Origin of the sequence: Citrobacter sp. KTE30, from assembly GCF_000398825.1 — a bacterium.
GTDB classification, from domain to species: Bacteria; Pseudomonadota; Gammaproteobacteria; order Enterobacterales; family Enterobacteriaceae; genus Citrobacter; species Citrobacter freundii.
Genome location: NZ_KB976055.1, coordinates 293,289 through 307,971 on the forward strand (window position 1 = coordinate 293,289; position 14,683 = coordinate 307,971).

The following is a 14,683-nucleotide window of genomic DNA, read 5'->3' on the forward strand; positions in this document are numbered from 1 at the left end:
TGATGATTATGGGTGAATGCTATTCATCGGTAATGGATTTTCTTTATCGGGTGTCAATGTGGATTGCCGGTATCGCATTATTAGTCATGGTCGCCATTATCCCCATTGGTATATTCGCGCGTTATGTTCTGAATAACGCCCTGTCATGGCCTGAACCCGTCGCTATTCTGTGTATGGTGACATTCACCTTTATTGGCGCGGCGGTGAGCTATCGTGCAGGCTCGCATATCGCGGTAAGTATGGTGATTGACCGTCTGGGTGATGCTTCCCGCCGTTATTGCTCTGTAATCGCTGACGTTATGTTAGTGGCGATAAGCCTTTTTATCCTCTGGTACGGAACCAATCTCTGTCTTGAGCTGTGGGGACAGCCCGTGGCCGAATTCCCGCTTTTAAGCGCCGGGCAAAACTACCTTCCATTGCCGATTGGCTCTGCCATAACGCTGCTGTTTATCGCAGAAAAGATTTTCCGTGGTCCGCAGTACCAACGTCCCGTTGTCATGTTGGGATCGACCAGCTAGTTACCGCCCCCATTTCAGAAAGGAAAGCAGATGGATGCATTTATTCTCGTCTTTACGCTCGGCATTATGCTGGCAATTGGGGTACCGGTAGCGTATGCGGTTGGCATTAGCGCCATCATTGGCGCCTGGTACATTGATATTCCGCTGGAAGCGGTGATGATCCAACTGACCAGCGGGGTGAATAAGTTCTCCCTGCTGGCGATCCCGTTCTTTATTCTGGCCGGGGCTATTATGGCCGAAGGGGGAATTGCGCGGCGACTGGTGAACTTTGCCTATATTTTTGTTGGCTTTATTCGCGGCGGACTGTCGCTGGTAAACATTGTGGCATCAACCTTTTTTGGCGCTATTTCTGGATCGTCTGTAGCGGATACCGCATCCATTGGTTCGGTAATGATCCCGGAAATGGATAAAAAAGGTTATCCGCGCGACTTTGCCGCGGCGGTAACGGCCAGTGGTTCGGTGCAGGCGATTCTTACGCCGCCCAGCCATAACTCGGTTATTTACTCGCTGGCTACAGGCGGAACGGTGTCGATTGCCGCACTGTTCATCGCCGGGATCCTGCCGGGCCTGCTGTTAAGTTTCAGTCTGATGGTAATGTGCGTGGCTTTTGCGCACAAGCGCGGTTATCCAAAAGGGGAACGCGTACCGTTTCGCCAGGCGCTGAAGATTTTCGTCGATACGCTGTGGGGCCTGATGACGGTTGTGATCATCATGGGCGGCATCCTGTCAGGTATCTTTACCGCGACGGAGTCTGCGGCGATTGCCTGCCTTTGGGCCTTCTTTGTCACCATGTTTATCTATCGTGACTATAAATGGTCTGAGCTGCCAAAGCTGATGTTCCGCACGGTGAAAACGGTCACGATCGTCATGATCCTGATAGGCTTTGCCGCTGCGTTCGGCGCCGTTATGACCTATATGCAGTTGCCGATGCGTATCACTGAAGCTTTCACCAGCATCTCGGACAACAAATACGTCATTCTGATGTGCATTAACATCATGCTGCTGCTGATCGGTACGCTGATGGATATGGCGCCGCTGATCCTGATTTTGACGCCGGTTCTGCTTCCAGTGACCAACGCGCTCGGCATTGATCCGGTCCATTTTGGCATGATCATGCTGGTGAACTTAGGGATCGGCCTTATTACGCCACCGGTAGGGTCGGTGCTGTTTGTGGCCAGTGCGGTGAGTAAGCAGAAAATAGAACAGGTGGTAAAGGCGATGCTGCCGTTCTACCTCGTGCTATTCCTGGTGCTGATGCTCGTGACATACATTCCGGCGATTTCACTGTTCCTGCCGAAATTGTTTGGCGTGATGTGATAAATGCCCGGTGGCGCTCACGCTTACCGGGCCTACAAACTACGCTTGCGTAGGCCGGATAAGGCGAAGCCGCCATCCGGCACAAGGAGACTTAGCGACGAACGGCGATCGCTTCAATCTCGATTTTCACGTCTTTCGGCAGACGGGCAACTTCTACGCAAGAACGTGCCGGGAAGGTCGCGTTGTGCTCGGTGAAGAATGCTTCGTAGGTCGCGTTTACGGTGGCGAAATCGTTCAGGTCTTTAACGAAAACGGTCGTTTTTACGATGTCGCCCACTTTCAGGCCTGCTGCTTCAACGATAGCTTTTACGTTTTCCAGCGACTGACGTGCCTGAGCGGATACGTCTTCCGCTACGGCACCGGTTTTCGGATCGACCGGGATCTGACCGGAAGTGATTACCATGCTACCCAGGTCAACGCCCTGAACGTATGGGCCGATTGCTGCTGGTGCATTTTCCGTCGCGATAGTCTTGCTCATGATTTCTCCTGAATTTACAGCGGTAGTAGAATGTTCCCGCCCATTATACACGTCATCCTTCACACTGCCTCTTCGTTGGCTACGTCCTCTTACCCTGGTCACATAGTTTACTATGCTCCCAGTGATAATCGGACTTGCCGCCTCGATGCATTGCGAATGCTTATGTGTAACGGGAGCCGGGATCTCATAACCAACCCCCAATTAGTTGGCCAGCACCACATAATGCGAAAACTCTTTTTCACAGTATTTGCATTTGAGTGCGATGTCATCAGCGCGTTTTTTCACTGCAAAACTGGAAGAAACCGGCTCAGCATGACTGATGCAGTTGCTGTTCGGGCAAACCAGCACGTTATCGATACGCTCAGGTAGGCTCGGACGTGATTTACCCACCACGTCGTAATCGTCAATGCGGTTTACCGTTGCCTGCGGGGCGTACAGGGAGAGCTGGTTTACCTGCTCGTCGGTCAGGAACGTGTTTTCGATTTTAATCAGATCCTTACGGCCCATCTCGCCAGACGGCAGGTTCAGACCGATGGTGATACGTTGGTCGGTTTCCGTCAGTTTGAACAGCGTCAGCAGCTTAAAACCAACCTGTGCGGGAATATGGTCAATCACGGTGCCACGTTTGATGGCTTCAACCTGCAGTTTGTTATCGTGTGTCATCTCTTTTTCTCCCTTACAGTGCCAGTTCGCTATTCAGTACCAGTGCCAGTAACGCCTGGCGGGCGAAGATGCCGTTGCCAGCCTGCTGGAAATACCAGGCGTGCGGCGTCTTATCGACGTCGGTGGTGATTTCATCGATGCGCGGCAGCGGATGCAGCACCTTCATGTTTGCTCTGGCACCGTTCAAATCGCTGGCGCGCAGAACAAACTGTGCTTTCACGTTGGCGTATTCGGACGGGTCCAGACGCTCTTTTTGTACGCGGGTCATGTAGAGGATATCGACCTCCGCCATCACCTCTTCGATAGTGCCGTGCAGGCTCCAGGCGATACCTTTTTCGTTCAACATATCCAGAATGTATTGCGGCATGGCCAGTGCGTCCGGGGCGATGAAGTAGAAACGGTTACCTTCGAACTTCGCCAGCGCCTGGGTCAGGGAGTGGACGGTACGGCCATATTTCAGGTCACCCACCATGGCGATGTGCAGATTGTCTAGGCGACCCTGCGTTTCCTGAATGGTAAACAGGTCCAGCAGCGTTTGGGTGGGATGTTGGTTGGAGCCGTCGCCTGCGTTCAGTACCGGAACGTTACCGGAGAACTCCGTAGCCAGACGCGCGGCGCCTTCCTGCGGATGACGCATGACGATGGCGTCGACATAGGTGCTGATGACGGAAATGGTATCGGCCAGGGTTTCGCCTTTTTTGCCCAGCGACGTGTTGCTGCTGTCGGAAAAACCCACCACGCTGGCGCCCAGGCGGTGCATGGAGGTTTCAAAGGATAAACGGGTGCGGGTTGACGCTTCAAAGAAGCAACTGGCGATAACCTTATGCTTTAACAGCTCCGGCTGTGGGTTAGCTTTTAATTTCGCCGCCGTCGCGAGGACCAGATTGAGGTCATCGCGGCTGAGGTCGTTTATGGAAATGATGTGTTTTTGATAGAGCGGGTTAGCCATGTTTATCTCCTGACGCCTGGGCAAAAAAAAAGCCCCTCAATTGAGGGGCTCGGAATGGGTGATCAACGGAAAGAAAAACGGCAGGCCAGCGTCCTTTTTCAGACGCGGTAAGACAAAATGTCGTACACACTGAACCATACATCCTCCCGGCAAATTGTCCGCGATTATACTCAGCTCCGTTATGGGATCAAGCGGAAAATGCACAATTTATTCACCGCAAACGGTTCTTATGAATTTTAATTCATTTTAAATAGATAGTTAATCTGCTTGTGCACCAGCCCCGTTCGCTGCACAACTCGCGGCGCAACCCAGACAATACTGCTGCCAGCGATGACACCCAGAATCTCTGGTAACGCGTGGTAATCGAGGATTCTGGCAACGGCACGGCCATAACCTGCCGCCGTGTGGATGAGGATAAATTCGCTATTGTGCTCAACGCTGACCACCATTTCAGCAATCGATCGGGCAGCATCAGGAGCGGGGCGCGACTGCGGATTTACAGAATAAATTTTTTGCCCTTTTGTATTTCTTATTTTTATAGCCCCGAGCAGTTTCAGCAGACGGGATACCGTTGACTGGCTAATTCCGGTAAAACCATGGTGCTGGAGATCGCGGCGAAGCGCTTCCTGAGAAAGGTAGCTTTTTTCGCTAATCAGGCGCTGACAAATCGCCAATTGTTTCTGCTCTTTGGTCGAGTAATCATCGAATTCCTTCATAAATACACCCTAAGTTTATCATTTGTATCAATGTGATGGCGAAATTCACCACATTTGCAGTATCAATAACGGCTCAAACGGGCGGTTGCGCAGAAAAACGAGAGTGCGCTCAAAAAAGCCGTCGGGATCCGACGGCTAAAAGGGCTAAAACATCGCGCCGATACTCAGGACGGCCATGTTCAGTAACGTCAAAATGAGCAGGAGCGGGGCGACCCATCTCAGGTAGCGCACGTAAGGAACACGGGCGATGGCTAACCCACCCATCACGACGGCTGAGGTGGGTGTAATCAGATTCACAATGCCGGAAGCGGATTGATACGCGGTGACGACCAGATCCCTGGGGACATGCGCGAAGTCGGCCAGCGGGGCCATAATGGGCATCGTGAGCACCGCCAGGCCAGACGAGGAAGGGACCAGGAAGGAGAGCAATACTTCCAGCCAGTAGGTTACATTGATGAAAATGGTGGTGGACAGACCGGAGACTAAATTTTCGGCGCTGTGCAAAATAGTGTGGGTGATCATGCCGTTGTCCATCACCACGACGATACCGCGTGCAATGCCGATAATTAGCGCCACGCCAAGCAGATCCCGCGCACCGTCAATGAAGGTACTGGTGAAGGCTTCTTCACTCATGCGGGCAATCACGCCGACGATAATGGCAGAAGCCAGAAAGACTGCGGATATTTCTGCCATCCACCATCCGAGTACCGCGACGCCATAAATCATTACCGCAAAGGCGGCGGCGAATATCAGCAGGATCCACTTACGCGTGGCTGTGAATTCAAGATTGGTATTGCCGCGATTGCCGAGAAAATGCGCACGGTTTTCCTCCATTTTATCCGCCACAATCGACAACTCCGGGTGATTGCGGACTTTGCGCGCATAACGCATGACCCACACCACACAGATAACATAGCCGACGACCAGCAGCAGAATGCGCATCAGCATTCCCTGGGTGAAGGGGATCCCGGCGGCGTTAGCCGCGATAACCGTTGCGAAAGGGTTGATTGTCGAGCCGAGTGTGCCAATGCCCGCGCCGAGCAGAACGGTGGCGGCGGCAACCAACGGATCAAAGCGTGCGGCCATCATGACCGGAACCAGCAATGTGTAAAAAGGGAGTGATTCCTCCGCCATCCCGTAAATCGTACCTCCGGCGGCGAAAAGTCCCATCAGAATGGGGATCATCCACTCCTCTTTACCGTTCAACCTGACCGTCACGCGCTCGATACCTGCGTCGATGGCGCCTGTTTTATTTACTACGCCGAGAAACCCACCAATAATCAGGACAAACAACGCCACATCAATTGCGCCTGCGGTATAGGTTTCGTGGTTGTAAAGACCGTCAATCGGGGCCAGCAGTACAGCGGTAAAACCTTGCGGGTGCGCCTCTGTGGGGGCATAAGTACCGGCAACTGGCACTTCTTTGCCCAGAGTAGCATTCATCGCCATCTGGTATTTCCCTGCCGGGACTATCCAAGTCATAACCGCGACGAGTGCAATGAGAATAAACAGGATTGTATATGCGCTGGGAAATTTGAATTTGCCCATGATGTTCTCCGGATAGCTTGGGCATATGCCGTCAGGCGACATACGCCCGCTGGGGTTAGTCGCCGAGGGTCGCTACCATTACCGCTTTAATGGTATGCATCCGGTTCTCTGCTTCGTCGAAGACGATGGAATGAGCTGACTCAAAAACCTCTTCCGTGACTTCAAGCCCTTTCAGGCCGTAGGCCATTTCGATTTCACGTCCAACCTTTGTGTGCTCGTTATGGAAGGCGGGCAGACAGTGCATAAATTTCACATTGGGGTTACCGGTTGCGTTGATGACCCGCTGGTTAATTTGATAGGGCGTCATCAGGCTAACGCGTTCTGCCCAGGCTTCTTTGGGTTCGCCCATAGAGACCCAGACATCGGTGTAGAGGAAATCGACGTCGTATACGCCTTCCTCAACATCCTCTGTGAGCGTAATGCGTGCGCCAGTCACGCTGGCAATTTCACGGCATTCGGCAACCAGTGCCTCGTCAGGCCAGAAGGATTTAGGTGCGACCAGACGGATATCCATCCCCATTTTCGCTGCGCCAACCATCAGCGAATTACCCATGTTATTGCGGGCGTCACCGAGATAAGCGAAACTCAGTTCCGGCAAGGTTTTACCCGGCGCGTGTTCCAGCATGGTCATCAGATCCGCGAGGATCTGGGTGGGGTGAAATTCATTTGTCAGTCCATTCCAAACAGGAACTCCGGCAAATTGCCCCAGTTCCTCCACAATGTCCTGGCCGTATCCGCGATATTCAATGCCGTCGTACATGCGGCCTAGCACGCGGGCAGTATCTTTCATTGATTCTTTATGGCCGATCTGCGATCCGCTTGGGCCGAGATAGGTCACCTGCGCGCCTTGATCGAAAGCGCCGACTTCAAAGGCACAGCGGGTACGGGTTGAGGTTTTTTCGAAGATCAGCGCGATATTTTTACCGACCAGCGTCTGTCTTTCGCGCCCGGCCTTTTTTGCCGTTTTTAACTCGATAGCCAGATCGATCAGGTACTGGATTTCCGTCGGGGTGTAGTCCAGCAGTTTGAGAAAATTGCGATTTTTCAGGTTAACAGTCATGAAAATGTCCTTATGTAGGCCGGATAAGGCGAAGCCGTCATCCGGCAAAAAAAAGTCCTACGCGTTAGCGTCGGTGGTTTCGAGACGAATTAGCGTGCCTTTGTCGCCGGCGAGAATGGCCGAGCCGTCGGCCAGTGAACCGATGCCAGCAATTCCCCGACAGTGAGAGACGAATTCCGCGCAGGCGGTGACTTTGGGGCCCATTGAACCGGCGTCGAATTGCATTTCACCGAGCAGTTCCGGGGTGACCTGGGACAGCGGGCGCTGGGTAGGTTTGCCCCAGTCGAGGTACACGGCATCAGCATCGGTGAGGATCAGCAACGCATCGGCATGGAGTTGGCGGGCGAGTAGGGCGGCGGAGAGATCCTTGTCGATCACCGCTTCAATGCCGTGGTAGCCATCGGCTTTTTCCACCACCGGTACGCCGCCTCCGCCGTTGCAAATCACCAGATGATCGCGGGCGATCAATGTACGAATGGCATCACTTTCAACGATACGTTTGGGTTGTGGAGAGGGCACAACGCGGCGGAACGCTTTGCCATCGGCTTTGAAAATCCAGCCCTTTTCCGCGTGTAGCGTTTTAGCCTGAGCGTCGTCGTAAATCGGTCCGATATATTTGGTCGGATTGCTGAAGGCTGGATCGCGGGCATCGACTTCAACCTGAGTCAGCAGCACACTAATTTCACGCTGTGGAAGCTGGTTTTTCAGCGCCTGTTGCAGCATATAGCCAATCATTCCCTGACTTTCCGCGCCGAGAATGTCGAGCGGATAGGGGGTGACGCTGGCATACGCACTGTTTTGCAACGCCAAAAGTCCAACCTGCGGGCCATTGCCGTGCACCAGAATCACGCGCCATTGCTGTGTGAGCTGAGCGATAGTTTTTGCCGCCAGCTCAATGTTCTTGCGCTGGATGTCAGCTTCCAGCGGCTCGCCGCGTTTGAGCAGCGCATTGCCGCCCAACGCCACAACCAGAGTAGGTTTGTTTTCCATGACTTTTCCTTAAATACCGTCGCGTTCCAGTGGGCAGCTCATGCAGCGTGCGCCGCCGCGTCCACGTCCAAGTTCGTCGCCAGGAATGGGTAAAACGGTGATGCCTGCTTTGTCGTATTTCTCGTTGGTCCAGATGTTGCGCTCGTAGCCCACGACCACACCGGGGCGTAGCGTCAGGACGTTGTTGGCGTCATTCCACTGTTCGCGTTCAGCTTCGAAGGCGTCGCCCCCGGTGGTTATCAGCGTGATTTGGTCGAGGCCCAGCGCTTTTTCGAGGGCATGTACCAGAGTACTTTCCTGGGTGCGTTTCAAGCCGCCGCGCCCGTCTGGCGTCAGGGTCCAGCACTGGACATCCGGGCGTACCACTTCCGGGTAGACGGAGAAGGTATCGATATCAATGTGGGTCATGACGGTATCGAGGTGCATACAAGAGCGATGTTTCGGCAGTTCAACCGCGATGACGCGTTCAGCCTGGCGATGCTTAAACAGCGACTGGGCAAGGAATTCAATGCCCTGCGGCGTGGTGCGTTCCGACATACCGATGAGTACCGCGCCGCGACCAATGACCAGCACATCTCCACCTTCTAATGTGGCGTGGTCGTAATTAATATTTTCATCGCCGAAATATTTAATAAATTCACCATCAGCAAATTGAGGGTGCCAACGGTAGATCGCCCGCAGGTTATTGGTTTCTCTTTGCCGCGCGGTTTTTGCCATTGGGTTAATTGACACACCGTTATATATCCAGCAGGAGGTATCGCGAGTAAATAAGTGGTTTGGTAATGGCTTCATAATAAAGTCATTAATATCGTGAGTATCGACCACCATATTTTTGATTGAGGCAGGAATTTCTCCGTAGGTTAGCCCGCCGCTTAAATGCCGGGCCAGTTCCCGGTGCTGCATATCTGCAAGCCAGGCGCGAATATCCGTGGCGAAAGCGGGGCCAAGGCGATAATCAGAGATTTGTGTCTCCAGCAACCAGCCTTTGGCATCTTGGACATCTAAGGTTTGTGTCAATAAATCAGTGAGTAACAGAACCTCAATCCCTTGCTGACGTAACGTGTTGGCGAAAATGTCATGCTCTTCTCCTGCACGTTCTACCGAAAGAACATCATCAAAAAGTAGTTCCTGGCAATTTGATGGTGTCAGCCTTTTTAAGCTGAGATTAGGGCGATGTAGCATTACGCTACGTAATTGACCGATTTCAGACCCGACATAATGCTTTTCCATCATTATTCCTTTAATACTATTTTAAAAAATAAAGAGGATGTGCCTGCAAATAATATTTATTGCAGTCATGACTTTTCAGCTGATTTCGGAATCTATATTTAGATCTTATTTGATGAGGAAACGTGATTTATTTCACAACCAGGTCGATATTTGACTTTTGATGTTTAATTTATGATATGGCTCGGAGAATTAATAAAATAAAAACATGAATAATTGAATTACTACGCGGGAATATGTCTTGTTATTTATCGGTGTTAATTTTATGTACACTTTTAGTGTGCTGTAATATAAGTAATGCATTGATTTATTTGTGCTTTTTTCTGCGTGGTGAATTATTATGCGAATATATTATTTTATTATTTGCGCGGTAAAGTTTATTTCAAAATAAATATGACGATGAAGAAGGATAGCGAAGGAGAGGTGAACTGTGATCGATAGCTGGTTTTTCTAATAAAACTTTTAATAACAGTATGTTACTGATCAGATTGAAAAAGGGTAGCCGAAAGTTATGCAAAGTTTATGCATAACCTGTTGCTGAGAGTTAGCAATTATTTAACACCATCAGCGATAAACATGCGTTGACGCAAAATATCGGCAAATAGCAGTAGTATGGCAGGCCGTTTTTTCGTATAACAACTAAAATGAAACGATGTTTTAATTAAGGGGTTTGAGATGATTGTTGGCAATATTCACAACCTGGATGCCTGGCTGCCGGAAGAGCTGCGTCAGGCAATTGAACACATTAAAGCGCATGTGACGGATGCGACGGAAAAAGGTAAGCACGACATTGACGGCGATCGCCTGTTTTATCTGATTGCCGAAGATATGACGGAGCCGTTTGCACAGCGCCGCGCCGAATATCACGCTCGCTATCTGGATATTCAGATCCTGCTCAAAGGCCAGGAAGGAATGACCTTCAGCACGCAGCCTGCGGGCGCGCCGGAAACTGACTGGCTGGCGGATAAAGATATCGCCTTCCTGCCGGAAGGGGTACAGGAGAAAACGGTGGTGCTGAACGAAGGTGATTTCGTGGTGTTCTATCCGGGTGAAGTGCATAAACCGCTGTGCGCGGTCGGTGCTCCAGCGCTGGTACGCAAAGCCGTAGTGAAAATGCAAGTGGCATAAGCGTATTTGCCGGGGCGGCTTCGCCTTGCCCGGCCTACGAGAGCGCGGTTGTAGGCCGGATAAGATGCTTAGCATCGCCATCCGGCATTCTTTTCATCCATGCCCTCACTTCGCCAGCGTCGCCACCATCACCGCTTTGATGGTGTGCATCCGGTTTTCCGCCTGATCAAATACGATGCTGGCGGGTGATTCAAAGACCTCATCGGTCACTTCCATACCGCCGTGCAGACCATATTCCTGTGCCATTTGTTTGCCAAGCGTGGTTTGATCGTCATGAAACGCGGGCAGGCAGTGCAGGAATTTCACCTGTGGATTGCCGGTCAACGCCATCATCGTGCTATTAACCTGGTACTTACGCAGCAGCGCAATACGTTCGGCCCACTTCTCTTTTGCTTCGCCCATTGATACCCAGACGTCGGTATAGATAAAGTCCGCACCTTTCACGCCCGCGGCGACATCTTCAGTCAGCGTAATATTGCCGCCGTTTTTCTGCGCCAGCGCTTTGCACTCTGCAACCAGACTTTCCTCTGGCCAGCAGGCCTGCGGTGCGACCAGGCGCAGATCCAGCCCGGTTAACGCAGCGGCTTCCAGCATGGAATTGCCCATATTGTTGCGGGCATCACCGGTGTAGACCAGCGTCATCTCATTAAACGCTTTACCCGGCAGGTGTTCCTGCATAGTTAACAGATCCGCCAGCAGCTGGGTGGGATGAAACTCGTTGGTTAATCCGTTCCACACCGGAACTCCGGCATATTCCGCCAGCGTCTCGACAATCTCCTGGCCGTGTCCCCGATACTGAATACCGTCGTACATGCGGCCGAGCACGCGGGCGGTGTCTTTGATCGACTCTTTATGGCCAATCTGGCTGCCGCTTGGCCCGAGATACGTCACGCGAGCGCCCTGGTCGTATGCGGCAACTTCGAAAGAGCAACGGGTGCGGGTTGAGTCTTTTTCGAAGATGAGCGCGATGTTTTTACCGGTGAGCTTTGCGACTTCAGTGCCGTTTTTCTTATCTGCCTTTAGCTGCGCGGCGAGCAGGAGCAGTGACGTGAGTTCAGCAGAGGTGAAATCAAGCAGTTTCAAAAAATGTTTATGATAAAACGCAGACATGGTTCCCTCACATGGCTTAGGCTATTTATTGAATTAAAATTCAATTTATATGGATGTTTATTCATTTGCAACCCTGTTTAACAAATCTTTCCTGGAAAGGTGGAGGCAATGACAGCGGTATGTGACAATAAGAGTATCGGCAGGACATTATGAGGAACGAGCCATGGCAAACCCGGAACTACTGGAAGAACAGCGTGAAGAAACGCGCTTGATTATTGAAGAGTTACTCGAAGATGGCAGCGATCCAGACGCGCTGTACACCATTGAGCATCACCTTTCCGCGGATGACTTCGAAACCCTGGAAAAAGCGGCAGTAGAAGCCTTCAAGCTGGGTTATGAAGTGACCGAGCCGGAAGAGCTGGAAGTGGAAGAAGGCGACACGGTTATTTGCTGTGACATTTTGAGCGAATGTGCACTGAATGCGGAGTTGATCGATGCTCAGGTTGAGCAGCTGATGAACCTGGCTGAAAAATATGATGTGGAATACGACGGTTGGGGCACCTATTTTGAAGACCCGAACGGCGAAGAAGGTGAAGACGGCGACGATGAAGATCTCGTCGACGAAGATGATGACGGCGTGCGTCACTAAGTCATCTACTGACCTGCGGTAGCCCAGGCTGCCGCAGGCCAAGGACAATGTATGGATTATCTGCAAATACTCTCCCCGATCCACAATTTCCTGCACTGTAAAACGCCTCAGGCCTGGCTTGATAAAGCGCGAGACCCGGCTAATCTGCCTCTGTTATTGACCGACCACCTCGTCTGTGAGCTGAAAGCGGCGCAAACGGCGATGCTGCTGGTGCGTAAGTATGTCGCAGATAAACAGGGATCTCAGGCGCTGCTGGACTGGCTGAAACCCTATGAAGCGTTTGCTTTCAGAGAAGGGGATGAGCCGGATTTTATCGCGCTGAATAAACAGATAAGCAAAAGCGTGATGCCGCAAACCGACGACCCGTGGGGACGCAAGCTTATCGACAGCATGGTTTTGCTGATCAAAGAAGAACTGCATCATTTCTGGCAGGTGCGTGAGGCGATGATGAGTCGCAACATTCCCTATATTAAGATTACCGCCAGCCGTTACGCCAAAGGCATGCTCAAAGAGGTGCGCACCCACGAGCCGCTGACGTTAATCGATAAACTGATTTGCGGGGCTTACATTGAGGCGCGTTCCTGTGAACGGTTCGCCGCGCTCGCACCGTATCTGGATGACGATTTGCAGGCGTTTTATCTGTCGCTGCTGCGATCCGAGGCGCGGCACTATCAGGATTACCTGGCGCTGGCGCAGCAGGTTTCAACCGATGATATCAGTAGCCGGGTGCAGTTTTTTGGCGAAGTAGAAGCCGCGTTGATCAACTCTCCTGACGATGAATTCCGCTTTCACAGCGGTGTGCCAGCTTAGTTCCTTTCTTTGACGCGCGTGCCCATCGCCGCGCGGTTTAATCCTTCCTTTTTCTGTTAGCAAAATCTGGTGGCTGGAAATAGCTCGCTGCTGCCGTAATAATCAAAACATCGAAGGGGAAATATATCCCTGTAACAGAGACGATTTGGCATAAGGATGGTTAATGAACTGGGCACACGTTTTGTTGGCAGGTTACATCGGGGCGGTGATTGCTATCGTCGTCGGCATGTTTCGCAAAAAAGGCTGGTTGGGCAAGGTCTCCGGCGCGGTGGTCTTTGTGGTGGCGATTATCGCGTGGAATCTGTTTGATGTGCACTACCTGATCCCACGCGAAAGCCCGGATTATGGTCTGACGGATGCGCAGAAATTTGAAAACGCGATGCTGTCCATGCCCGTTTATCAGGTGCTTAAGGAGCAGGAGCCAGCGCTGTGGCAGAACATCCTCACCCAGGCAACGCAGCTGAAAGAGGCGGGGAAAAGCGAGCAACAGATTATCGACGCTATTCAGCCGCAGATCCTACAGGTACAGATGGCGCGTTTGCAGCAGGCGCCTGATGCCAACGTGATCGAGTATATGAAGATTAATCTCGAGCAGATTGCCGCGGTGGCAAAAGTGGGCAATGACGAATGTTTTCGCTTTTTGTTCCCGGCAGTGAAAGGCGGGATTAACCCGGTGCGTATTATTCCGCGCGAGCTCATGAACCGTCGTATGGCCAGCGACATGAGTATGATGCACGCGGCCTATGGCCCGAACAAACATACGGTTACGGCGGAAGAAAAACAGTTGGCGCTTCAGGATCTGCAATCCATCAGTCCGGGGCTGGTACAACGCTTTGGACCGGATATCCAAATCATGGCCGATCCGAGTAAAGGCGTGGGCAAAGAGAAAGTCGCCTGTGAAATGGTGCAAGATTTATGGTCACAGGTGCTGAAGCTGCCAACCGCTCGCGCGGCTGGCGTTATTCGACTGATGCTCTCAGCCGAGATGCAGTAACGCGGTTAAAGCCTCTCGGCGTAAGGTCAGAGGGGCTTTAACATTCGCACTTCACAATCTACGTGCCCGGTACAGCCCAGCGCTTCGCTGATATGCTCAAAGCCTAAATGCTCATACAGGCGGATTGCCTCAGTCAGAAAAGCCGTGGTCTCAAGATAGCACTGCTTAAAACCTTGCTCACGGGCATGTTCAAGCGCCATCAGCGCCAGTTTTTTCGCCAGCCCCTGACCGCGCGCGCTCGACAGGAAGTACATCTTTTGCAGCTCGCAAATGTCTGGTTCACTACATCCTAACGGTGCAACACCGCCGCCGCCCACGACTTCACCGTTTTGCTCAACCACCCAGTAGGCCGCGCCCGGCTGGCTGTAAACCTGGAACAATTCGTCCAGATCAGGGTCGGCAACGGTGTAGCCTTTATCGGCGGTAAGGCCGTATTCAGCGGAAACTTTGCGGATAACGCGGGCAATTGCGGCGTTATCATCGGCAGAAATTCGGCGCAGCGTTGCCGCGACGGAGGTAATGGCACTCATAGCGAACTCATGACATAAAAGTGAGACATATGCAGTTAATACCACTGCGGTGAGGG

General features: G+C 52.0%; 19 protein-coding genes. 7 read left to right on the forward strand and 12 right to left on the reverse strand.

The genetic code is table 11. The features are described 5' to 3' along the window. Window positions 1-8 precede the first annotated feature (8 nt). Window positions 9-518, forward strand: coding sequence for a TRAP transporter small permease (locus WC1_RS21230; RefSeq protein WP_003839606.1), 510 nt, complete (start codon window positions 9-11; stop codon window positions 516-518). A 30-nt stretch (window positions 519-548) separates the two neighbouring features. After that, the gene (locus tag WC1_RS21225; RefSeq protein ID WP_003839607.1) at window positions 549-1,835 is read left to right on the forward strand and encodes a TRAP transporter large permease; all 1,287 of its coding nucleotides are present in this window, start codon (window positions 549-551) and stop codon (window positions 1,833-1,835) included. 91 nt (window positions 1,836-1,926) lie between these two features. Here WC1_RS21225 and ridA read toward each other — a convergent pair whose 3' ends face one another. The 5 genes from ridA to pyrL form a co-directional block, all read right to left on the reverse strand. After that, the gene (ridA, locus tag WC1_RS21220) at window positions 1,927-2,313 is read right to left on the reverse strand and encodes a 2-iminobutanoate/2-iminopropanoate deaminase (protein ID WP_000047544.1); all 387 of its coding nucleotides are present in this window, start codon (window positions 2,311-2,313) and stop codon (window positions 1,927-1,929) included. Between the two features lie 201 nt (window positions 2,314-2,514). Further along, window positions 2,515-2,976, reverse strand: a complete 462-nt coding sequence (gene pyrI, locus WC1_RS21215; protein ID WP_003025816.1) for an aspartate carbamoyltransferase regulatory subunit — start codon at window positions 2,974-2,976, stop codon at window positions 2,515-2,517. Window positions 2,977-2,989: 13 nt separating this feature from the next. Further along, window positions 2,990-3,925: an aspartate carbamoyltransferase gene (gene pyrB / locus WC1_RS21210; protein WP_003025818.1), complete on the reverse strand. Its 936-nt coding sequence runs from the start codon at window positions 3,923-3,925 to the stop codon at window positions 2,990-2,992. A 2-nt stretch (window positions 3,926-3,927) separates the two neighbouring features. Beyond that, the gene (locus WC1_RS25100; protein ID WP_106875647.1) at window positions 3,928-3,981 is read right to left on the reverse strand and encodes a pyrBI operon leader peptide; all 54 of its coding nucleotides are present in this window, start codon (window positions 3,979-3,981) and stop codon (window positions 3,928-3,930) included. Next, window positions 3,962-4,063: a pyr operon leader peptide gene (gene pyrL, locus WC1_RS23195; RefSeq protein ID WP_003025819.1), complete on the reverse strand. Its 102-nt coding sequence runs from the start codon at window positions 4,061-4,063 to the stop codon at window positions 3,962-3,964. Before pyrL ends, WC1_RS25100 begins: the two co-directional genes overlap by 20 nt. On the opposite strand from pyrL, the gene WC1_RS24600 reads away from it, so the two are divergent. After that, the gene (locus tag WC1_RS24600) at window positions 4,043-4,165 is read left to right on the forward strand and encodes a hypothetical protein (protein ID WP_085951582.1); all 123 of its coding nucleotides are present in this window, start codon (window positions 4,043-4,045) and stop codon (window positions 4,163-4,165) included. The genes pyrL and WC1_RS24600 overlap by 21 nt on opposite strands. On the opposite strand, the gene WC1_RS21205 is transcribed toward WC1_RS24600, so the two are convergent. The 5 genes from WC1_RS21205 to arcA form a co-directional block, all read right to left on the reverse strand. Then, complete coding sequence (locus WC1_RS21205; protein WP_003839609.1) at window positions 4,162-4,641, reverse strand: arginine repressor; 480 nt, start codon at window positions 4,639-4,641, stop codon at window positions 4,162-4,164. The genes WC1_RS24600 and WC1_RS21205 overlap by 4 nt on opposite strands. Before the next feature lie 144 nt (window positions 4,642-4,785). Then, window positions 4,786-6,189, reverse strand: coding sequence for a YfcC family protein (locus WC1_RS21200; RefSeq protein ID WP_016149476.1), 1,404 nt, complete (start codon window positions 6,187-6,189; stop codon window positions 4,786-4,788). 55 nt (window positions 6,190-6,244) lie between these two features. Further along, entirely contained in the window at window positions 6,245-7,249 is a 1,005-nt protein-coding gene (gene argF / locus WC1_RS21195) for an ornithine carbamoyltransferase (RefSeq protein ID WP_003025826.1), read from the reverse strand. 57 nt (window positions 7,250-7,306) lie between these two features. Further along, window positions 7,307-8,239, reverse strand: coding sequence for a carbamate kinase (gene arcC, locus WC1_RS21190; protein ID WP_016149477.1), 933 nt, complete (start codon window positions 8,237-8,239; stop codon window positions 7,307-7,309). Between the two features lie 9 nt (window positions 8,240-8,248). Then, window positions 8,249-9,469: an arginine deiminase gene (gene arcA / locus WC1_RS21185; protein WP_016149478.1), complete on the reverse strand. Its 1,221-nt coding sequence runs from the start codon at window positions 9,467-9,469 to the stop codon at window positions 8,249-8,251. 672 nt (window positions 9,470-10,141) lie between these two features. On the opposite strand from arcA, the gene WC1_RS21180 reads away from it, so the two are divergent. Further along, window positions 10,142-10,594 carry a YhcH/YjgK/YiaL family protein gene (locus WC1_RS21180; protein ID WP_003839618.1) on the forward strand — a complete coding sequence of 151 codons (453 nt, stop codon included), beginning with the start codon at window positions 10,142-10,144 and terminating at the stop codon, window positions 10,592-10,594. Between the two features lie 105 nt (window positions 10,595-10,699). On the opposite strand, the gene argF (WC1_RS21175) is transcribed toward WC1_RS21180, so the two are convergent. Continuing rightward, window positions 10,700-11,704, reverse strand: coding sequence for an ornithine carbamoyltransferase (gene argF, locus WC1_RS21175; protein WP_003839620.1), 1,005 nt, complete (start codon window positions 11,702-11,704; stop codon window positions 10,700-10,702). A 163-nt stretch (window positions 11,705-11,867) separates the two neighbouring features. Between argF (WC1_RS21175) and rraB the strand changes: the two genes are divergently transcribed. The 3 genes from rraB (at window position 11,868) to WC1_RS21160 (ending at window position 14,097) form a co-directional block, all read left to right on the forward strand. Continuing rightward, complete coding sequence (rraB, locus tag WC1_RS21170; RefSeq protein ID WP_003025845.1) at window positions 11,868-12,293, forward strand: ribonuclease E inhibitor RraB; 426 nt, start codon at window positions 11,868-11,870, stop codon at window positions 12,291-12,293. A 51-nt stretch (window positions 12,294-12,344) separates the two neighbouring features. Next, window positions 12,345-13,103, forward strand: coding sequence for a tRNA isopentenyl-2-thiomethyl-A-37 hydroxylase MiaE (gene miaE, locus WC1_RS21165; RefSeq protein WP_003844896.1), 759 nt, complete (start codon window positions 12,345-12,347; stop codon window positions 13,101-13,103). Between the two features lie 163 nt (window positions 13,104-13,266). Next, window positions 13,267-14,097: a hypothetical protein gene (locus WC1_RS21160; protein ID WP_003839625.1), complete on the forward strand. Its 831-nt coding sequence runs from the start codon at window positions 13,267-13,269 to the stop codon at window positions 14,095-14,097. 26 nt (window positions 14,098-14,123) lie between these two features. Here the strand turns inward: WC1_RS21160 and WC1_RS21155 are convergent, their stop codons facing one another. Further along, entirely contained in the window at window positions 14,124-14,627 is a 504-nt protein-coding gene (locus tag WC1_RS21155) for a GNAT family N-acetyltransferase (RefSeq protein WP_003844894.1), read from the reverse strand. Between the last annotated feature and the right edge of the window lie 56 nt (window positions 14,628-14,683).